This window comes from Caulobacter sp. NIBR1757, from assembly GCF_027912495.1.
Taxonomy (GTDB): domain Bacteria; phylum Pseudomonadota; class Alphaproteobacteria; order Caulobacterales; family Caulobacteraceae; genus Caulobacter.
In genome coordinates this window covers 1,631,636-1,652,046 of sequence record NZ_CP115463.1, presented here as the reverse complement: position 1 = coordinate 1,652,046, position 20,411 = coordinate 1,631,636, and the positions used below count along the sequence as shown (strand labels likewise).

15 protein-coding genes are annotated in these 20,411 nt (G+C 68.0%); 8 read left to right on the top strand and 7 right to left on the bottom strand.

Translation table 11 applies throughout. The annotated features are described in order from the left end of the window. Positions 1-25 precede the first annotated feature (25 nt). A complete protein-coding gene (locus O5I81_RS08035) occupies positions 26-757 on the bottom strand; it encodes a Crp/Fnr family transcriptional regulator (protein ID WP_271068427.1) in 732 nt (243 codons plus the stop codon). Between the two features lie 408 nt (positions 758-1,165). Between O5I81_RS08035 and O5I81_RS08030 the strand changes: the two genes are divergently transcribed. Together O5I81_RS08030 and O5I81_RS08025 are read left to right on the top strand one after the other, a co-directional pair. Further along, positions 1,166-3,451, top strand: a complete 2,286-nt coding sequence (locus O5I81_RS08030; RefSeq protein ID WP_271068426.1) for a TonB-dependent receptor — start codon at positions 1,166-1,168, stop codon at positions 3,449-3,451. 115 nt (positions 3,452-3,566) lie between these two features. Next, a complete protein-coding gene (locus O5I81_RS08025; RefSeq protein ID WP_271068425.1) occupies positions 3,567-5,048 on the top strand; it encodes an amidase in 1,482 nt (493 codons plus the stop codon). Positions 5,049-5,231: 183 nt separating this feature from the next. Here the strand turns inward: O5I81_RS08025 and O5I81_RS08020 are convergent, their stop codons facing one another. Then, positions 5,232-6,857 carry a hypothetical protein gene (locus O5I81_RS08020; protein WP_271068424.1) on the bottom strand — a complete coding sequence of 542 codons (1,626 nt, stop codon included), beginning with the start codon at positions 6,855-6,857 and terminating at the stop codon, positions 5,232-5,234. Next, positions 6,857-8,356, bottom strand: a complete 1,500-nt coding sequence (locus O5I81_RS08015) for a tetratricopeptide repeat protein (protein ID WP_271068423.1) — start codon at positions 8,354-8,356, stop codon at positions 6,857-6,859. The genes O5I81_RS08020 and O5I81_RS08015 overlap by 1 nt, the downstream gene beginning before the upstream one ends. 261 nt (positions 8,357-8,617) lie before the next feature. On the opposite strand from O5I81_RS08015, the gene O5I81_RS08010 reads away from it, so the two are divergent. The 4 genes from O5I81_RS08010 to O5I81_RS07995 all read left to right on the top strand — a co-directional run bounded on the left by O5I81_RS08010 (position 8,618) and on the right by O5I81_RS07995 (position 14,094). Then, complete coding sequence (locus O5I81_RS08010) at positions 8,618-10,408, top strand: VWA domain-containing protein (RefSeq protein ID WP_271068422.1); 1,791 nt, start codon at positions 8,618-8,620, stop codon at positions 10,406-10,408. 398 nt (positions 10,409-10,806) lie between these two features. Then, positions 10,807-12,603 (top strand): glycoside hydrolase family 15 protein, encoded by a 1,797-nt coding sequence (locus tag O5I81_RS08005; protein WP_271068421.1) that lies wholly within the window; start codon positions 10,807-10,809, stop codon positions 12,601-12,603. Positions 12,604-12,713: 110 nt separating this feature from the next. Next, positions 12,714-13,109 carry a CBS domain-containing protein gene (locus O5I81_RS08000; RefSeq protein ID WP_271068420.1) on the top strand — a complete coding sequence of 132 codons (396 nt, stop codon included), beginning with the start codon at positions 12,714-12,716 and terminating at the stop codon, positions 13,107-13,109. Positions 13,110-13,272: 163 nt separating this feature from the next. After that, positions 13,273-14,094, top strand: coding sequence for a tetratricopeptide repeat protein (locus tag O5I81_RS07995; protein WP_271068419.1), 822 nt, complete (start codon positions 13,273-13,275; stop codon positions 14,092-14,094). Positions 14,095-14,124: 30 nt separating this feature from the next. On the opposite strand, the gene O5I81_RS07990 is transcribed toward O5I81_RS07995, so the two are convergent. Next, positions 14,125-15,339 carry an acyl-CoA dehydrogenase family protein gene (locus O5I81_RS07990; protein ID WP_271068418.1) on the bottom strand — a complete coding sequence of 405 codons (1,215 nt, stop codon included), beginning with the start codon at positions 15,337-15,339 and terminating at the stop codon, positions 14,125-14,127. 20 nt (positions 15,340-15,359) lie between these two features. Further along, positions 15,360-16,475, bottom strand: a complete 1,116-nt coding sequence (locus O5I81_RS07985; RefSeq protein ID WP_271068417.1) for an acyl-CoA dehydrogenase family protein — start codon at positions 16,473-16,475, stop codon at positions 15,360-15,362. Positions 16,476-16,614: 139 nt separating this feature from the next. Between O5I81_RS07985 and O5I81_RS07980 the strand changes: the two genes are divergently transcribed. Then, on the top strand, positions 16,615-17,184 hold the full coding sequence (locus tag O5I81_RS07980; RefSeq protein ID WP_271068416.1) for a hypothetical protein: 570 nt from the start codon (positions 16,615-16,617) through the stop codon (positions 17,182-17,184). Here the strand turns inward: O5I81_RS07980 and O5I81_RS07975 are convergent. After that, positions 17,181-17,468: a type II toxin-antitoxin system RelE/ParE family toxin gene (locus tag O5I81_RS07975; protein ID WP_271068415.1), complete on the bottom strand. Its 288-nt coding sequence runs from the start codon at positions 17,466-17,468 to the stop codon at positions 17,181-17,183. The two genes, O5I81_RS07980 and O5I81_RS07975, sit on opposite strands and share 4 nt — an antisense overlap. Beyond that, positions 17,465-17,737, bottom strand: coding sequence for a type II toxin-antitoxin system ParD family antitoxin (locus O5I81_RS07970; RefSeq protein WP_271068414.1), 273 nt, complete (start codon positions 17,735-17,737; stop codon positions 17,465-17,467). The genes O5I81_RS07975 and O5I81_RS07970 overlap by 4 nt, the downstream gene beginning before the upstream one ends. A 78-nt stretch (positions 17,738-17,815) precedes the next feature. Here O5I81_RS07970 and pepN point away from each other — a divergent pair, with 78 nt between their 5' ends. Further along, positions 17,816-20,392, top strand: a complete 2,577-nt coding sequence (pepN, locus tag O5I81_RS07965; RefSeq protein ID WP_271068413.1) for an aminopeptidase N — start codon at positions 17,816-17,818, stop codon at positions 20,390-20,392. Positions 20,393-20,411: the final 19 nt, after the last annotated feature.

The following is a 20,411-nucleotide window of genomic DNA, read 5'->3' as shown; positions in this document are numbered from 1 at the left end:
TCGGGATGATCGGATTTTGAGGGGACTAGAGCAGAGGCCGCGGCGCCAGGGGCTGGTCGTAATAGTCGGCCATGGACTCCAGCGCCCGCGGGTTGAGGATCTCCAGCCGCCCACGGCGGAACCGGAACAGGCCCTTCTTCTCCAGCCGACCGATGGTCTCGTTGACATGCGCCCGCGACAGGCCGAGCGCGTCGGCCAGGTGCGTCTGGCGCAGCGGCGTCTCCATCACCCCGTCCGCCGCCAGGCCGATCGCCGCGGCCCGCTTGTAGAGATACATCAGCACCGTCGCGATCCGCTCGCTGGCGTTTCGGCGTCCGACCGACAGCAGGTTCTCGTCGACCAGCCCCTCCTCATGCGCCGTCAGCCAGGTCACGTCGAAGGCCAGGCTGGGAAACCCCCGATACAGGTCCCACATCTTCGACCGCGCCAGCCGGCACAGCACCGCCGGGCCCATGGCCTCGACCCCGTGGCCGGCCGCGCCCAGGAAATTGGCCTGCACGCCGATCAGGTCGCCTGGCAGCAGGAAGTTGAGGATCTGGCGGCGGCCGTCCGGCAGGGTGGTGTAGCGGAACGCCCAGCCGGACAGCACCGTATAGAGCGGCGTCTCGGCCGCTCCCTCGGCGGTGACGATGTCGCCCGCGCCGAAATGATCCTCGCCCAGCTTCATGGTCTGGATGAAGTCGATCTCCGCGGACGTGCCGGTCTTGAAGGCCGGCCGCCGCCGAAGCGGGCATTCCCGACAGCGGGTCTCACTCATCTACGCCACCCTTGTTGCGCAACGGCTATCGCGGGGACCGGCCCGGCGCAACAGGCGGCGCGAGGCGGATTGTCGCGCGCCGCCCGTTCGGGGCAATCTGCCTGTCTTGCAGTCGGAGGCGGCCTTGCGCCCATCGCGTGATCTTATCCTCTCGCTCAGCTTCGCCGGCGGGGTGCTGCTGCTGATCTGGCTGGCCAGCGCCTGGTGGCTCGGCGCCTTTCCGTTCGGCTGAGAGAAACGTCCCGCCTGCCGCAGCCGATTTTCCCTGTCGTCTCAAGGCGTACACGAAACCGACGCGAAACCGACGACCAGCCGTCGCAAGCCCTTCGCCAAAGCATCGTAGCTCCACGCTAGGCCACCCCGTCGGCGGGCAGCAAAGATGCGCCCGCATAGTGGGGATAGACCATCATGAAACGCCAACTTGCGCTGGGCGTCAGCGCGCTCGCCCTCTGCCTGGCCTCCACCGCCTTCGCCGCGGACGAGGTTCCGTCCGCCGCCGAGGGCGAGGTCGAGGCCCTGATCATCTATGGCCAGGGCCAGAGCCGCCAGGTCCAGACCGTCGACGAGGCCCAGATGGCCCAGGCCGTCGCCGGCGTCAGCCCGCTGAAGGTCGTCGACCTGCTGCCCGGCGTCACCTTCCAGTCTGCCGATCCCTTCGGCGCCTACGAATGGTCGGCCCGCATCACCATCCGCGGCTTCAACCAGAACCAGCTGGGCTTCACCCTCGACGGCGTGCCGCTCGGCGACATGAGCTATGGCAATCACAACGGCCTGCACATCAGCCGCGCCATCGCCGGCGAGGACCTCGGCCGGGTCGAACTGTCCCAGGGGGCCGGCTCCCTGGCCGTCGCCTCCAGCTCCAACCTCGGCGGCACGCTGCAGTTCTTCTCCCGCGATCCCTCGGACGTCTTCGCCGCCCAGCTGAACGGCACGGTCGGTTCCGACCAGATGCACCGGGTCTTCGCCCGCCTGGAGAGCGGTGAGCTGTCGGCCCTCGGCAACCTGCGTGGCTATGTTTCCATCGCCGACCAGCAGACCGACAAATGGAAAGGCGGCGGCGAGCAGAAGCAACGGCAGTACGACGTCAAGCTGGTGCTGCCGATCGCCGAGGACGCCGCCCTGACCGGCTTCTACAGCCATTCCGAACGCCGCGAGCAGGACTACCAGGACCTGTCGCTGGAGATGATCGACCGCCTGGGCCGCGACTGGGACAACACCCAGCCTGACTGGGATCTCGCGGTCGCCGCCGCCCTGGCCTACAACACCGGCGGCGCCCTGCCCGCCCCCTTCGCCACCATCGACGACGCCTACTACGCCGGGGCCGGTATCCGCGACGACGACCTCTTCCGGCTCAGCTTCGACACCCCGCTGGGCGAAGGCCTGCGCCTGTCGCTGAACGCCTACAACCACACCAACGAGGGCCAGGGCCTGTGGTACACGCCCTATGTCCCCAGCCCGGGCTTCGGTACCGTCGGCTCCAACGCCGCGCCGCTGTCGATCCGCACCACCGAGTACGACATCGACCGCAAGGGCTTGTTCGCCAACCTGACCTGGGAAGTCGGCAGCCACACCGTCTCGGCCGGGGTCTGGTACGAGAACAACGCCTTCAACCAGGCGCGCCGCTTCTACGCCGAGACCTACGCCGCCCCGTCGCGCGACCCGCTGGACTTCCAGTCCAACCCCTTCTTCACCCAGTGGGAATACGCCTTCGACACCACCACCACCCAGGCCTACCTGCAGGACGTCTGGGCGATCACCGAGACCCTGAAGGTCAACTTCGGCTTCAAGGCCCTGGACGTCGACAGCCGCGTCAGCACCCTCTACGTCGCCGACCCGGCCCGCGCCCTCAGTGGCGACATCAACTCCAGGGATACCTTCCTGCCGCAGGTCGGCATCGTCTATGAGCCGATGGACGGGCTGGAACTGTTCGGCGGCTATACCGAGAACATGTCGGCCTTCGTCGCCGCCGCCACCTCCGGCCCCTTCGCCAGCCAGACCCAGTCGGTCGTCGACTATGTCTCCGGCTCGCTGGAGCCGGAAACCTCCAAGACCTTCGAGCTGGGCCTGCGCTATCACAACGGCCGGTTCCAGGGCGTGGCGGCCCTCTACCACGTGACCTTCGACAACCGCCTGCTGAACGCCAGCACGGCGGCCCCCATCCTCGGCCTGCCGGCGGTGCTGTCGAACGTCGGCTCGGTCGAGACCAAGGGCATCGAGCTGGGCGGCCAGTTCGAGATCACCGACAACCTCTCGCTCTACGCCTCCTACACCTACAACGACTCCCAGTATCAGGATGACGTCCTGTCCTCGACCGGCGTGGTCGAGATGGCGACGGCCGGCAAGACGGTGGTCAACAGCCCCAAGAACCTGTTCAAGGCCGAGCTCTCCTATGAACAGGGCGGCTTCTTCAGCGCCCTGTCGCTCAGCTATACGGGCGAACGCTTCTACAGCTACGAGAACGTCGGCCAGGTCGACGCCACCACCGTCGCCGACCTGACCCTCGGCTACCGCTTCGAAGGCGGCTGGATGGATGGGCTAGAGATCCAGGGCAACATCACCAACCTGTTCGACGAGGACTACATCTCGACCATCGGTTCGGGCGGCTTCGTGGCCCGCGACCCGGCCGGCACGGCCCAGACCGTGCTGACCGCGCCGCCGCGCCAGTTCTTCTTCAGCGTCAAGAAAGCCTTCTGATCGGGTCCTCCCCCGACGGATCGGGCCGGGAGGCGACTCCCGGCCCTTTTTTCTTGCGCCATTGCCGGGGGGGCCGGCGCGGGGCTTTACTGACCCCCTCATCGGGGAAAATCTCATGCGAACCGCCGTCATCCTGGCCCTCGCGGTCGCTCTGCCGCTCTCGGCCGCCGCCGCCCAGCCATCCGGCCGCCATGTGGAGGCGGTGGAGGGCTACATGGCCCGCGCCCGGGCCGTGGACGGCAAGGTCGGCGCCATCCTGCGCCCCGACCCCACCGCCCTCGACCAGGCCAGAGAGGCCGACCGTCGCGCCCGCTCGCGCGGCCTGCCGCCGCCGCTGAACGGCAAGGCCATCCTGATCAAGGACAATATCGATGTCGCCGGCATGCCCAACACCGGCGGCTCCCTGGCTTTGAAGGACAACCTTCCCAAACAGGACGCGCCTTTGGTCGCCCGCCTGCGCGAGGCCGGCGTCGTCATCCTCGGCAAGAGCAACCTGTCGGAATGGGCCAACATCCGCTCCTCGGACTCGGTCAGCGGCTGGAGCGCCGTCGGCGGCCAGACCCGCAACCCCTACGATCCGGCCCGCAGCCCCTGCGGCTCCTCCTCAGGCTCCGGCGCGGCGGTGGCGGCGGGCCTGGCCTGGGCGGCCATCGGCACCGAGACCGACGGCTCAATCACCTGCCCGGCCTCGGTCAGCGGCCTGGTCGGCCTCAAGCCCACCGTCGGCCTCGTCTCCCGCACCGGCGTCATCCCGATCAGCGCCAGCCAGGACACCGCCGGCCCGATGGCCACCAGCGTCCAGGACGCGGCCGAGCTGCTCTCCGCCATGGCCGGCTCCGACCCGGCCGATCCGGCCACGAAGGAGGCCGACAGTCACCGGCGAAACTACGCGCTTGGCCTCAGCACCGGCGCCCTCAGGGGCCAGCGGATCGGCGTCATGCGCTACGCCGCCGGCTTCCATGGCGAGACCGACGCGGCCTTCGAGGCGGCCCTGCAGGTCCTGCGCGACCAGGGCGCCATCCTGATCGACATCAAGGACTTCCCGAACCGGGCCGAGGCCGGCAACTCGGAACTGGTCATCCTGCTGACCGAGCTGAAGGTCGGCATGGCCGACTACCTGGCCACCACCGACCCCACGGAGGTGCAGGTCCGCACCCTGGCCGACGTCATCGCCTTCAACAAGGTGCACGCCGCCGAGGAGATGGCCCTGTTCGGCCAGGACCTGTTCGAACAGGCCGAAAAGACCGGCGGCCTCCAGGACCCTGCCTATCTCGAGGCCAAAGCCACCGCCGACCGCGTGGCGAGGGGCGGGTTGGACAGGCTGCTGAAGGACAACAATGTCGTCGCCCTGGTCGGCCCGACCCTCGGCCCCAGCTGGCTGATCGACCCCATCCTCGGCGACCGCTACGTCGGCGGCGGCGCCGGCAACGCGGCGGCCGTGGCCGGCTATCCCCACCTGACGGTGCCGATGGGTCTGGTGCGCGGCATGCCGGTTGGCCTCAGCTTCGTCGGCCCCAAATGGTCGGAAGCAACCCTGCTGACCCTCGGCTACGCCTACGAACAGGCGTCGAAAGCCCGCGTGCCGCCGAAGCTGTAGCGGCCAACCTCCCTCCCCGAATTGGGGAGGGCAGACGCGCGGTTACGCGCGTCGGGTGGGGAATTCGGTCACTGACTTTCGAGGTTGAGGGCCGAGAAGCCTAACCGGTGGGGCCGGTGACCCACTGCCCCACCCGGCGCGCAACGCGCGCCTGCCCTCCCCATTCGGGGAGGGAGGTCGCCCTCAGTAAGCCGGCGAAGCCTTCGGCTTGCCCCAGCCCTTCTTCACCTTCGGCGGCTGTTCCGGCGGCAGAGGCACGGGCGTGCCGTCGCGCTGGAAGCCGTAGTCGTAGCCGTCGCTTTCCCAGCCGCGGCGGTACCCGCCCGACCAGCCCCGCTCGCGCAGGCTCCCCGGCAGGTTCCGCGAGGAGATGCAGTACAGACCCCGGTCATAGCGGGCCCGCCAGCAGTCGCCGTCCGAATAGACCCAGTTGTCTTCCAGCTCGAGCACCGCGCCCGGCTCGGCGTAACCCGGCCGCGCCCCGCCGTAGAAGCGGCTGCGCGAAACCTTGGTGCGGCCCGAGCCGGCGTAGACGCCGATCTCGCGGGCCCCGATGGCGCTCTCGGTGACGGTCAGGCTGGCGCCCGTCGAGATGATCCCCCGCTGGGCGTCGCACAGCCGGCTGCGGGCGATGTTGACGTTGGCGCCGCGCTCCAGGTGCAGGCCGGTGGTCCAGCCACAGACCACGACGTTGCGGATGGTCATCGCCCCCGTCCCGGACCGCAGGCCGCGGACCAGCAGGCCGACGTCTCCGGGCGTCTCGCCGCCACGGGCGACAATGCCGACCTGGTCGAGGCGGCTCTCGCCGTTGCCGGGGGTCAGGTCGACGCCGGCGGCCTCGCCGCTGATCTTCGTGCGGGCGATGTCGATGACGCCGCCCTCGATCAGCACGGCCGGATCCCAGCTCTTCGCGTCGATCACCGTGTCGCGCATGATCACCCGGCCGCCCGAGGCATAGACCGCCGAGGCGTCGCCCCAGTATTCGACGTTGACCCGCACCAGGGCCACTTCGGCGTCCCAGGCTTCGACACAGGGCATGCGACCGCCCTGCTGGGTCTTCAGGGTCAGGTCGCGCAGCTCGACCCCCTTCACGCCCGCGGCGATGCGGATGCAGGCGTTGCCGGCCGACGGGGCGAAGGTGGCGGTCGAGGTCTCGGCCCCGGTCGCGAAGATCGACGGGCCCTCGCCGGCGATGATTACCGGATGCTCGACGACGATGGTCTCGGTGCAGGCGGCCGCGCCGCGAATGTAGAGCACGCCGTTGTCGGCCAGGGTGCGCAGGGCGTCCGACACCGGGGTCGGCGAGGAATAGCCCGGTGTGCCGCCATAGCTGTCCTGCCCGGACGAGCCGCTATTGCCGTAGCTGGAGCCGCGATCGGGCGTCGAATAGCCGCCGCCCTGGTCATTGCCGTAGCCGCCGTTGCCCGAAGGCGGCGGCGCCGAGCCGCCATAGCTGCCGCCGCTGGTGTCGCCGCTGCTGGCTCCGGCGATGTAGACGCCGCTGCCGCAGTCGACCACGGCGACCATCTGATCGCGCGGGTAGTCGTCGTAATAGCCGTCGTCGTAGCGCGGCCGATAGCCCGGGCGGTAGGGCTTGCGGCCCCATTTGTAGCGGCCCGGCTTCCATTTGTCGGGCCGGTAGCGGGGCTTCAGCGGCGGCGTGATCAGGCCGCCGAAGTTGGGACGGATCTGCTGATCGATCTGGGCGTCAGGCAGGGCCAGGGCCGGAACCGGCGCGGCGGTCAGGCCCACGCCCAGCGCGGCGGCGAGGGCCAGCAACAGGCGGCGGAAGGAAGGCGTCTTGTCCATCAGCGGTAATCCCCCCGGCGATTCTGTTGCCGGTTTTCACGCGAAACCTGGGCCAGCACCTGCTGCAACCGTCCGACGGACGGCTTGAACCCGGCCAGAGCGCCGTCGATCTGGTAGACAACGGCCTGCGCCTTGTCCTGATCGGCAACCCCGTCCATGCCGAGCGAGAAGAAGGTCGACATGGCGTATTTCGCCTCGGCCGATCCCTGCTTTTCAGCCTCGGAATACCAGTGGAAGGCGCGGGCATAGTCGCGGCGAACGCCCACCCCTTCGGAATACATCACCGCCAGCACCAGCTGCGCCTTCGGCGAGCCGTTGACGGCCGCGTACTGGATGGCGCGCACCTTCTCGATGCCGCTCAGCCGGCCGGTCGGCTCGCGGCCCAGCATGGCCTGCAGGGTCTGGACGTCGCCCGGATAGATCTCGTCTTCCTTGGTCGGCTTGCCCTGGATGACGTTCAGGTAGTTCAGCGCCTCGGCGATGTGCACGAAGGGCAGTTCGCGCAGCTGGTCGAGCGCCACGTCGGTGGCCTCGTCGCGCCAGTTGCTCTCGTCGACGTGCGGCACGCCGGAGCTCGGCGAATCCGGCGGATAGAACTCGAAAGGCGGCACCCAGCGCTTGGCCTTGGCCTCGACGAAGCTGCCGAAACCGCCGCGTTGCGGGCTCGAACGCTCGAAGTCCTTGAGCATCACATAGGCGCCGACGTCGCCGGTCTGAACGGCGAGGTAGTTGTAGAGATAGGCGTCAACGTCGTTGCGCGGGAACAGGTTGATCACCGAGGGCGTCCCCGGCTTGTACGGGCGCCCCCGCGCGTCCATCGCCTGGCGGTTGTCGCCCGGCTCGCCGAAGATGCCGAAGCCGTCGTCATGGATGCGGGCCAGGGTGCGGAAGCCCTCGGCCCCCTGGCTGGACAGCACATAGACCACCCGGCTGCGCACCGCGTCCTGCTCGGTCGAATCCATCCGCGACAGCAGGCGGTCGAGCGTGCCGTAGGCGTTGGAGCGCTCGACGGCGCGGCAATGGTCGAAGCGCGAGGTGGCGGTCGGATCGCCGTTGCCGCCGCGCCGGCCCGAGGACGCAACCTGCGCGTACCCATCGGGATTGGTCAGGGCCATGGTGTACCAGACAGCCGACTCGACCGGATCGTCGAGATTGCGGTCGATGGCCCGCTGGCCCTCGTAGCGGCGGCCCAGCTCCAGCTGGGCGAAGAAATCACCGCGGAAGGCGCCGCGGCGCAGGATGCGAATCTCCTGCTGCTGAGCGTTGAACTGCGGCGAGGCGACGGTGGCCAGCTGCGGCCGCGGACAGGCGGCGCCGTCCTTCTTGCCCCAAAGCCCGCCAGGCGCGGTGTCGCAGCCCAGCAAGGGCCCGACGACGGCGACCACGGCAAGCCCGATCAGCAGGGTACGCGCTTTTGCTCCGAACACGGCAAACCGTGACGGCGTAACGGATTCACTCACATTGCCCACCCCGGCTACGGCGCTATCGGCTTCGTACATCTCAGCCCCCACAATCCCCGCCGTTAACCATAATTAACGGGCCACCATTGGTCCCGGATCACCGTCTGTCAAGTTCATGCACCACGGGTATGGAACTCTCCTGCCCGCTTCCTGAAGCGGGGATGAACGGTATTCTCGCGACAGGAGAATTCACGGGTCACGTAACAGGGGTACGCCTCCGAAGCGCTCATATTACGTCTATAAATTGCCTTGATTGCGGCGCGACGTGGTTTCCGGGAACACCAGAAACGGGGAATCACCATGGCCGTCCTCAACCGCTACCGGGGCCTTGCCGCCGGCGCCCTGTGCATCCTTGTCGCCGCCAGCACACCGGCCCTGCCCGCGCTCGCCAGGCCGCCGGCCCGCGACGGCCAGCCGACGCTGGACGCCTGCGCCAGGCTGGGGTTCGACCCGGCCGCCCTCGAGGACCGGGGCGGCATCGCCAAGCGCTCGCCAGGGGGCGGCAAGCGCCGCTATGCCTACGCGCCCGCCCCGCGGCCGCCGCCGCCGCCGGTCTTGATGGCGCCGCCGGTCTCCTCGCCCAGCCTGCCGGCCATGGCCCCCTCGCCGGCCCAGGTCGCGGGAAACAGCGGTTACTACCGCGCGCTCGGCAAACAGGCCGGTGACATCGAAACCGAGAAGTACCCGGGCGCCGCCTCCAACCCGATCCGCCAGGCCGCCACCGACCCGGTCTCGACCTTCTCCATCGACGTCGACACCGCCGCCTACGCCAATGTCCGCCGCTTCCTGACCGACGGCCGGCTGCCGCCGAAGGACGCCGTGCGGGTCGAGGAACTGGTCAACTATTTCGACTACGGCTACGCCGCGCCGGCCAACGCCGCCGAACCGTTCAAGGCCTACACCGCCGTCGCCCCCTCGCCCTGGGCGGCCGGCAAGCAGATCGTCCACATCGGCCTGCAGGGATACGACATTCCCCGCGCCAGCCAGCCGCCGCTGAACCTGGTCTTCCTCATCGACACCTCCGGCTCGATGACCGCCGAGGACAAGCTGCCCCTGGCCGCCAAGGCGATGAACATCCTCATCGACCAGCTGTCGCCGCGCGACCGCGTCTCCATGGTCGCCTATGCCGGCTCGGCCGGAGCGGTGCTTGCCCCCACCAGCGGGGCCGAGAAGCTGAAGATGCGCTGCGCGCTCGGAGCCCTGCAGGCGGGCGGCTCGACGACGGGCGGCGAGGGCCTGGCCCTGGCCTATGCCCTGGCCCAGCAGAACTTCCGGAAGGACGCGGTCAACCGCGTCATCCTGCTGACCGACGGCGACTTCAACGTCGGCGTCGCCGACCCGTCCAAGCTCAAGGACTTCGTCGCCGACAAGCGCAAGACCGGCATCTACCTGTCGGTCTACGGCTTCGGGCGCGGCAACTACAACGACACCATGATGCAGACCCTTGCCCAGAACGGCAACGGCACAGCCGGCTACATCGACACCCTGGAGGAAGGCCGCAAGCTGTTCCGCGACGACTTCTCCGGCAGCGTCTTCCCCATCGCCGACGACGTGAAGATCCAGGTCGAGTTCAACCCGGCCACGGTCAGTGAGTACCGCCTGATCGGCTACGAGACCCGCATGCTGGCCCGCGAGGCCTTCAACAACGACCAGGTCGATGCCGGCGAAGTCGGCTCCGGCGTCAGCGTCACCGCCCTCTACGAAGTCACCCCCGTCGGCGGCCCGGCCAGCGCCGATCCCCTGCGCTACGGGACCGCCGTCCCGCGCCCGGGCCCGGCCGGCGAGCTGGCCTTCCTGAAGATTCGCTACAAGCTTCCCGGCGGCCAGGTGTCGAAACTGATCCAGCAACCGATCGGCGCGTCATCCGCCTATCCGACCGTGGACGCCGCCCCCGAGGCCACCCGCTGGGCCGTCTCCGTCGCCGCCTACGGCCAGACCCTGCGCGGCGACCCCTGGCTCTCCCCCGCCTTCGGCTGGGACCGCATCGAAACCCTGGCCCAGTCCGCCCGCGGCAAGGACCCCGACGGCCAACGCGCCGAATTCATCCGCCTGGTCCGCGCCGCGAAAGAGGGCAAGCGCCTCAACGAGTAAACCCCGGTCCCTTCTCCCGCTTGTCGGGAGAAGGTGGCCCCCGAAGGGGGTCGGATGAGGGCAGCACCGGCCCCGAAAGGCCGACATACCCGAGATTCAAATCTCCCTCGACCCGTCCGTCCGGCCCGACGTCGCACCCCTGTCAACGGCGGGCTTCCCGTCCCTACCCACGCCCCCACTCCGTCTCCCCGCCCCACCCCCACATCCCCACCCATCCCCCACCGACGTCCCACCGACCAACTCCCCCGACGCCACCAAACCCCTCAGCCCCTGTTGAGCTTTTCCGCATTTCCCCCCTCGCATCGCGGTATAATGGTGGGTCGCTTCGATAAGGTCGCAACCGTCGGCTACCTGACTCGTTCTCCTCCTTCAGACCACCGGAACGGCCCCTCCCCCGCATGACGCAACGCATCGAGGACTACGCCCTCATCGGGGACCGCGAATCCTGCGCCCTGGTCGGCCTCAATGGCTCGGTCGACTGGCTGTGCTGGCCGCGGTTCGACAGCGACGCCTGCTTCGCCGCCCTGCTCGGCACCCGCAACAACGGCTGCTGGCGCATCTGGCCGGCCGACGAGGACTACAAGGTCACCCGCAGGTACCGCGAAGACACCCTGATCCTCGAAACCACCTTCGAGACCGCGAGCGGCCGCGCCACCATCATCGACTTCATGGCCCGCCGGAACGGCCACCCCGAGCTGATCCGCATGGTGCGCGGCGACGCCGGCCAGGTGGCCTTCAAGCTCGATCTGGCCCTGCGCTTCGGCTACGGCGCGGTCACCCCCTGGATGGCCCGCACCGACGGCGGCGCCCACCGGGCCATCGCCGGTCCAGACATGGTGGTCCTGCGCACCCCGGTCGGCATGACCGGCGACGGCTGGCTGCTGCAGTCCGACTTCACCGTCTCCCAGGGCGAGACCACCCCCTTTACCCTGACCTGGGCCCCCAGCCACGAGCCCCTGCCCGCCGCCAGCAGCCCGCGCCGGGCCCTGGCCGACACCGAGGCCTTCTGGAAGCACTGGACCAGCCAGGCCGCCATTGACGGCCCCTGGGCCGGGGCGGTGATGCGCTCGCTGATCACCCTCAAGGCCCTGACCCACGCCCCGACCGGCGGCGTCGTCGCCGCCGCCACCACCAGCCTGCCGGAAAAAATCGGCGGCCCGCGCAATTGGGACTACCGCTACTGCTGGATCCGCGACGCCACCCTGACCCTGCTGGCCCTGATGAACGCCGGCTACTACGACGAGGCCCAGGCCTGGCGCGACTGGCTGCTGCGCGCCGTGGCCGGCAGCCCGCAGGACATGCAGATCATGTACGGCGTCGCCGGCGAGCGCCGCCTGATCGAGTGGGAGGCCGGCTGGCTGCCCGGCTACGAGGGCTCGACCCCCGTCCGCATCGGCAACGCCGCCTCCACCCAGTTCCAGCTCGACGTCTATGGCGAGCTGGCTGACAGCCTGCACCAGGCCCGCCGTGGCGGCCTGACCGGCAACGAGGCCGCCTGGAGCGTCGAGCGGGCCCTGACCGACCACGTCTGCCGCGTCTGGCGCACCCCCGACGACGGCATCTGGGAGGACCGCTCCGACCGCAAGCACTACACCTTCAGCAAGGTCATGGCCTGGGTCACCCTCGACCGCGCCGTCCAGGCCGTCGAACACTACGGCCTGCCCGGCGACGCCGACCGCTATCGCGCCGTCCGCGACGAAATCCGCGAGGACGTCATCGCCAACGGCTTCGACGCCGACCACAACACCTTCGTCCGCTCCTACGGCAGCCAGGCGGTCGATGCCTCCCTGCTCCTGCTGGCCGAACTGGGCTTCGTGGCCGCCGACGATCCCCGCTACATCGGCACCGTCGAGGCCATCGAGCGCGATCTGCTGCACGGCGGCTTCGTCCACCGCTACGACACCGGCGAGATCGACGACGGCCTCAACACCACCGAGGGCGCCTTCCTGGTCTGCACCTTCTGGCTGGTCGACGCCTATGTCGCCATCGGCCGGCTGGACGACGCCGAGGCCCTGTTCGAACGCCTGCTGTCGATCCGTAACGATCTGGGCCTGCTGGCCGAGGAGTACGACCCGGTCGACCAGCGCCAGGTCGGCAACTTCCCGCAGGCCTTCAGCCACATCGGCCTGATCAACAGCGCCTTCAACCTGACCCGGGCCAGGGGCGAAAACGGCCACACCATCGAGCGCGGCTGACCCTTTCCGGAGCTAGTCATCGCCCTACCTCTCCAACCAGGCCCCTTGGGGGAACGTGGAGCCGACTTGGTTTGTTATGGTCCTGGTGGGCCGAGCCGGAGTGATAACGCATGCGCGTCGCCGACCTGATGACCCCCGTTGCCGCCCCCCTGGCGCACGACACCAGCCTGCGCGAAGCCGCGACGGCATTGGCGCAGGCCAAGCTCGACCAACTGCCGGTCGCCCATGACGGCCGGCTGATCGGCGCCGTCAGCCAGGTTGACCTCGTCGATTACGGCCTCGCCCGGGGCCTGAAACCCGACAGCCCGGTGTTCGCGGTGATGAGCCACTACATCGACTGGTGCTACGAGGACGAGGAGGTCCAGGACATCATCGCCCGCCTGGCCGACGCCGACCGCGAAAGCCTCATCGTGCTGACCCGCGACCACCAGTTCGCCGGCGTCGTCGCCGCCAACGCCCCGGTGCGCGGCGGCTGGAGCGATGCGGTGCTGGCCAGCGCGGCCTGAAGGACCCGACACCAATTCTATCCTGAATTGCTTTGTGACGCACCCGATCTTTTGATTGCACGCCCGCGACGCACCTGTCATTTATTGGGAGGCTCTGTCGTTCCGTCTGGCGCGCGAGCTCTGAGAAGATACTGAGAACTGTCAAGCGTCGGGGGAGGCTTGCGTGATTTTCATTGAGATATTGGTTGGTGGATTCCTGTCGATACTCGGTGCAGTGGCCTTTGTGTTATCTTCCGGTCATTTATTCAAAGACAAATTCAAGAACAATAAACTTCTTATCGGGCTTATTGCAGCATTCTCGATTGTCTCTACTTTGTCGCTTGTATCGCTCTATCCGCCAGGGGTGAAATTCGCCTCCGAAGCGATCAAGAAATACTGGCCGGCGGCGGCGCCCGTTGCTGAAGCGGCGGCAGAGTCCGTCGGCAACGGATCGGCCCAAGCCGCGTCGGCGAAGATGCCGGCCAAGACAAACCCCGCGGGTGAATCCAAAGCCGGAGTCGCAAGAGTGCTTGCTCTTCTGGAAGCAGACGTCGGTGTCTATGTCCCGCCCTCGGTGGACTCGGTGGCGACGATCCAGGCTCAAATAGCCCGGGAGCCCAATGATGCCGATCTGTGGCATTCTCTCGGCCAATCGCTCTGGCGCGACAAACGGTTTGACGACGCGATCAAGGCCTTCCAGACGGCGGCGCAATCGCCGCCCAAACATATCGGACGAGGCTATCTCTATCGCGATCTGGCCGAGGCGCTTGAAGCACGCGGCCGCAAGGCCGAGGCTCTTCAGGCGGCCCGGAAGATGTTGCTCGGCTGGCCTATCAGCAAGCAAGGCCACGGTTGCGACAGCTTCGAAACCCGCCTGTTCGTTCGCGTCCTGCTAAAGAACGGTCAGACGGCGGAGGCGGCCGCCATCTACAAAACCGTCTCGGCGCAGAAGCCGTCCGATGCGCGGTGTCGCCAGATCAGCAAGGATCTGGCGACACCCGCATGACCAGCCCGGGCGGGTGGCGCGCGGTCGATCCTACCGCCCCGTCGGCACGTCCTTGAACGCCACGTCCTTGTCCAGACGGATGTCGCCCGGCAGGCCAAGCACCCGTTCGGCGATGATGTTCTTGAGGATTTCGTCCGTGCCGCCGGCGATGCGCAGGCCCGGCGCCCACAGCAGGGACTGCTGGAAGGCGGCCTGGAGCGGGGCTTCGGCGGGATCGACGAGGACGCCGTACTGATCCTCCATCTCCACCCCGTAGTTGCTCATCTCCTGCATCTGGTTGGCGGCGATGATCTTGCCGATCGAGCTTTCCGGGCCGGGCGTCTGGCCCTTGGAAAGCGCCGTCATGGTGCGGAAGCGGGTGAGCTTCAGCCCCTCGGCGGCGACGTACCAGTCGGCCAGCTTCTCGCGGAAGGCGCCGTCCTTGATGCCGTCGGTCTGGCGGGCCAGTTCCATGATCGTCTTGTAGTCGGGGCCCGAGGACCCGCCGACCGCCAGGCGCTCGTTCATCAGGGTGACCAGGGCCACCTTCCAGCCGTCGCCGACGCCGCCGAGGCGCTGGCTGTCCTTGACCCGCAGGTCGGTGAAGTAGACCTCGTTGAACTCGGAGCCGCCGGAGGCCTGGTGGATCGGGCGCACTTCCACGGCCGGATCGTGCATGTCGATCCAGAACATGGTCATGCCCTTGTGCTTGGGCACGTCGGGGTCGGTGCGGACCAGCAGGATGCCGTAGTCACAATACTGCGCGCCGGTGGTCCAGACCTTCTGGCCGTTGATCACCCATTCGTCGCCGTCCTTGACGGCGCGGGTGCGGCTGGCCGCCACGTCCGAGCCGCCGGCCGGTTCACTGAACAGCTGGCACCAGATTTCCTCGCCGCGCATGGCGGGACCCACAAAGCGGGTCTTGGTCTCGGCGTCGGCGAAGGCCATGACGGTCGGCACGCACATGCCGAGGCCGATGGTGAAGTAGCCGTAGTTCACGCCGACCTTGCCTTCTTCCTGGCCAAAGATGACCGACTGGATCGGCGTGCCGCCGCCGCCGCCCCATTCCTTGGGCCAGGTGATGCAGGCGTAGCCGGCGTCGGCCTTCTTGGCCTGCCAGGCCTTGGCGGCGGCCATGTGCTCGGGGCTGTTGGGCCTACGGCCGTTGGCGCTCGAGTTGTTCTTGTGCGCGGCCGCGTTCTCTTCGAGCCAGGCGCGAGCCTTTTCGCGGTAGGCGGCTTCTTCGGGAGAGTCGTTGAAATCCATGATCTTTTCCTCTCGCGCTCTTAAGCGGCGTTACGACGTTCGAGCTGGCCGACGAGCCGCTCTTTCCAGACCTTCGGGCCGCCGGCCACCAGGGCCAGTTGCCGCGAGCGGCGGTAGTAGAGGTGGCAATCGACTTCCCAGGTGAAGCCCATGCCGCCGTGCGTCTGGATGTTTTCCTTGGAGGCGAACCAGTAGGCCTCGCTGCCGGCGATGCGCGCGGCCGAAGCGGCGGCGGGCAGTTCGGCGGCGTTGGTGTTGAGCGCCCAGGCCCCGTAGTAGGCGTTGGAGCGGGCCACCTCGTTCTTGACGTACATGTCGGCCAGCTTGTGCTTGATCGCCTGATAGCTGCCGATGACGCGGCCGAAGGCGTAGCGCTCGAGCGCGTATTCCTTGGCCATCTCCAGGCAGCGGTCAGCCCCGCCCACCTGTTCGAAGGCCAGCAGGACGGCGGCGCGGTCGAACACCTGCTCAGTGATCGCCTGGCCATCGCCGGCGGCGCCAACGGCCTTCGCCGGGGCGTCCTTGAAGGTCAGCCTGGCGACCGAGCGGGTCGGGTCCAGTGACTTGAGCGTCTCGCGGGAAACTCCCTCGCCGTTCAGATCGACCAGGAACAGGCCGGGACGGCCGCCCTCGGAGGCCAGCACCAGGGCGACGTCGGCGATGTCGCCGTCGGTGACCGGGATCTTCACGCCGTTCAGCTTGCCGCCAGAGACGGTGCAGCTGAGCGAGCCGCCGTCGACGACGCCCGGGCCCTCGGAGGTGGCATAGCAGCCGATGATCTCACCGGCGGCGATCTTGGGCAGCAGATGGGCCTTCTGCTCGTCGTTGCCGGCCAGCAGGATGGCCTCGGCCACGAAGTAGACCGTCGAGGCGAACGGGATCGGAGCCAGGGACCGGCCCAGTTCCTCGGCGAGGGCGCAGAGCTCGATGTGGCCAAGGCCCAGGCCGCCGAATTCCTCGGGGATCGCCGCGCCCAGCCAGCCCTGCTCGGCGACGCCGGCCCAAAGGGCCTTGTCGTAGGACACCGCGTCGTCGTTCAGCACCACGCGCACCGCGCTGGTCGGCGAGCGGGCCTCGAGGAACTTGCGCGCCTCGCCCTTCAGCAGCTTCTGGTCGTCCGAATAATCGAAATTCACGGTGAGTCCTCCCGCGCGATACGCCCCGCGCTCTCTTTTCAGGCCGCAAGATAGCTGGCTTTCGGGCCGGGGGAAGATTGACTTGGCGTCAACGATTTCAGGTTTTTATGGGCGGTCTGTTCAAAGTGACGGCGGGATCATGGCCAAAACGGTCTTCCAGAAGAACCAGCGCGTGTGGGTCGAGGCCGTCGGGGCCTGGGCCAACGTCGAAAAGATCGTCGCCATCTGGGCCAAGGGCTTCGATGAACCCGTCCGTGTGACCTACGACGTCGGCCTCGGCCGCGAGTTCTTCGCCCATGAACTGAAGCCCGAGGACCAGGTCGCCGATGTCGGCGACAACGGCGAACGCTGGCGGCTGCTGCGGGCCAAGAACAAGTGGCAGCAACCGGCCGACTGCGCCCATCACCCCTTCCCCGGCACCTATCCCATCGTCGTCACCGACCCCAACGACTGGGGCGGCTGGCGCACCCCGGGCGCGGAGTACGACCGCGACCCGCACCGCATCGAACGCCAGGCGAGGCTGATCGCCAGCGCCCCGCGGTTCCAGGCGATTGCGAAAGAGCTGATGGCCCTGGTCGCCGAAGCGCCCGACGACGCGCCCCCGGCCATTCTCGAGCTGGCGCAACAGGCAGCGGCGATCGAGCGGTTCATCGCCGAAGTACCGTCGCCGGGTGGTCAGGTGAACGTTGAGGGTTCGGCGGTCGCTTAGAGGTTCTGAAGGTCTTGGCGCCCATCCACCACGCGGACGATCAGGACCTCATCGCCTTCAAGTTGGTAGAGTATCAGGTACGGCCCGACGACGGCGTGACGAGCGCCGTCCCAAATGTCGGGCCTCGCCACACCGCTCAGTGGCGCATCTCGCAAGAGGTTGATGCGATCAACAATCCTCCGAAGAACCTTCCGGGCAGCGTTCGGTGAATTGGCGGCGATATAGTCGTGGATGTCGGCCAGATCGACTTCGGCCTGGTCCGAATTCCGGACGTTGACCGTCAAGCCTTACGAGCCCGTGCTGGATCAGTGATCCGCTCGAACATCGCTTCCGAGTCCCAAGACTCGGATACGCCGCTTGCAAGGCCCTCAGCCATCAACCTCTTGAAGCGAGCGACGGCGTTCGGCGAATAGAGATCCAACCCCTCTTGCTTCCAGAGGGCCGCCTCGACCGCCTCACTTCTGGAGGCGAAGTCGCCCGCCGCGACCGCATCGTCGATTGCCTTCACCAGGTCGTGAGAGAGATCAACCGTGATGCGGGCGGTGTCGTCCATGATGTGATTCTAACACGATTTGATCAGGTTGGGATGGGCGGCGTGGCGCGCGCCGCTGACTGACGCTACATCCTTCCCATGCGCACCGAAACGCCCCAGCCCGTCCGGCTCTCCGACTACACCCCGCCCAGCCACCTGATCGATACGGTCCATCTGGACTTCGACCTGCAGCCCGGGGCGACACGGGTGAAGGCCACACTGTCGGTGCGGCGCAACGGCGAGTCCGACACCCTGGTGCTCGATGGCGAGGGCCTGAGCACCCATCGCGTCCGCGTCGATGGACAGGATCACCCCTTCGAGGAGACGGCCGAGACGCTGACCCTCACGGGCTTGCCCGAGACCTTCACCCTGGAGACCGAGGTCCAGATCGACCCGTCGGGCAACACCGTGCTGATGGGTCTCTACATGTCCGGCGGCCGGTTCTGCACCCAGTGCGAGGCCGAGGGTTTCCGGCGGATCACCTGGTTCCTCGACCGGCCGGACGTGCTGTCGCGCTACACGGTGCGGATGGAGGCCGACACGGCCTTCCATCACCTGCTGGCCAACGGCAACCTGATCGACAGCGGGACGCTCGGCGCGCGCCACTTCGCCGTCTGGGAGGACCCCTTCCCCAAGCCCTGCTACCTGTTCGCCATGGTGGCCGGCGAACTTGACGCGCTGGAGGACAGTTTCACCACCATGAGCGGCCGCGCGGTCGCCCTGAAGGTGTTCGTCGATCCAGGCATGGCGAGCCGGGCCGAATACGCCCTCGACAGCCTGAAGCGGGCGATGAAGTGGGATGAGGAGGTGTTTGGTCGGGAATATGACCTCGACCTCTTCATGATCGTCGCCGTGCGCGACTTCAACTTCGGGGCCATGGAGAACAAGGGGCTGAATATCTTCAACTCCTCGCTCCTGCTCGCCGACGCCGCGACCGCCACCGACATGGACTATGAGCGCATCGAGAGCGTCGTCGCCCACGAGTATTTCCACAACTGGACCGGCGACCGCATCACCTGCCGCGACTGGTTCCAGCTGTGCCTGAAGGAAGGCCTGACCGTCTTCCGCGATCAGGAATTCAGCGCCGACATGCGCGGCCATGCCGTGCAGCGGATCAAGGACGTCAAGGCCCTGCGCGCCCGACAATTCCCGGAAGACGCCGGCCCGCTGGCCCATCCAGTGCGGCCGTCGAGCTATCTGAAGATCGACAACTTCTACACGGCGACCATCTACGAGAAGGGCAGCGAGGTCATCCGCATGCTCAAGGCCCTGCTCGGCGACGAGGGCTTCTGGGCCGGGATGAACCTCTACTTTGAGCGGCATGACGGCGAGGCGACGACGGTCGAGGCCTTCATCCAGTGTTTCGCCGACGCCACCGGCAAGGACCTCGACGCCTTCTTCGGCTGGTACGAACAGGCCGGCACGCCGAAGGTGACGATCAACCGGCGCTATGACGCGGCGACGGGCCAGCTGGAGCTGACCCTCAAACAGGTCACCGCCCCGACGCCCGGCCAGCCGACCAAGACGGCCCTGCCCCTGCCGGTGGCGCTGGGCCTGCTCGACGAGGACGGCCGGGTGCAGGCCGAGACGCAGATTCTGGTGCTCGACGGCGCCGAGACCACCATCACCCTGGAGGGTGTGAAGAAGACCCCGGTGCTGTCGGCCCTGCGCGGGTTCTCGGCCCCGGTGAAGCTGGAGACCGACGCCCCGGCCGACCATGACTACGTCCTGTTGGCCGCCGACACCGATCAGTTCAACCGCTGGGAATCGGGCCAGCGCCTGGGCAGCCGGCTGATCCTGGCCCGGGCGGCGGGCGAGCCCGATCCGGCCGGCGAGACCCGGTTCGCCGAGGCGCTCGGCCGGGCGCTCGACGACCAGGCGGCCAACGACGCCTTCAAGGCCCTGCTGCTCAGCCTGCCCAGCGAGCAGGACCTGGCCATGGAGATGCAGCCGGCCGACCCGGCCGCCATCCACGGGGCTCGTGACGTTCTGCGCGGCAGGCTGGCCGAGGTGCTGGCCGACCGGCTGATCCGGCTGCACGACGCCCTGGCCCACGCCGGGGCCTTCTCGGCGGACGCCGAGGCCGCCGGCCGGCGGGCCCTGCGCAATGCGGCGCTCGACCTGCTGACCGCAAGGCCCAGCGAGGCTGTCATCGAGCGGGCCCGGGCCCACTACGGCGCCGCCGACAACATGACCGACGCCATCGGCGGGCTGAACGCCCTGATCGCCCTGGGCGGCGAGGCCTCCGACACCGCCCTGTCGGCCTTCCACGCCCGCTGGAAGCATGAGCCGCTGGTCATCGACAAATGGTTCGCCGCCCAGGCGCGCGATCCGTCGGAGCTGGCGCTGGGCCGGGTCATGGGGCTGACGACGCACCCGGACTTCGATGCGAAGAATCCCAACCGCCTGCGGGCCCTGGTCGGGGCCTTCGCCAGCTTCAACCCGGCCCGGTTCCACGACCCTGACGGGAGTGGCTACAGGTTCCTCGCCGACTGGATCATCGCCACCGACAAGGTGAACCCGATGACCGCCGCCAGGTTCGTCGAGGCGCTCGGCGGCTGGCGGCGTTACCGCGAGGATCTCGGCGGCAAGATGCGTGAGCAACTTCAACGCATTGCGGCCGTCGAAGGGCTGTCCAAGAACGTCTTCGAGCTGGCCACCAAAGCCCTCGCCTGAGTCTTTGGAGTCACGAATC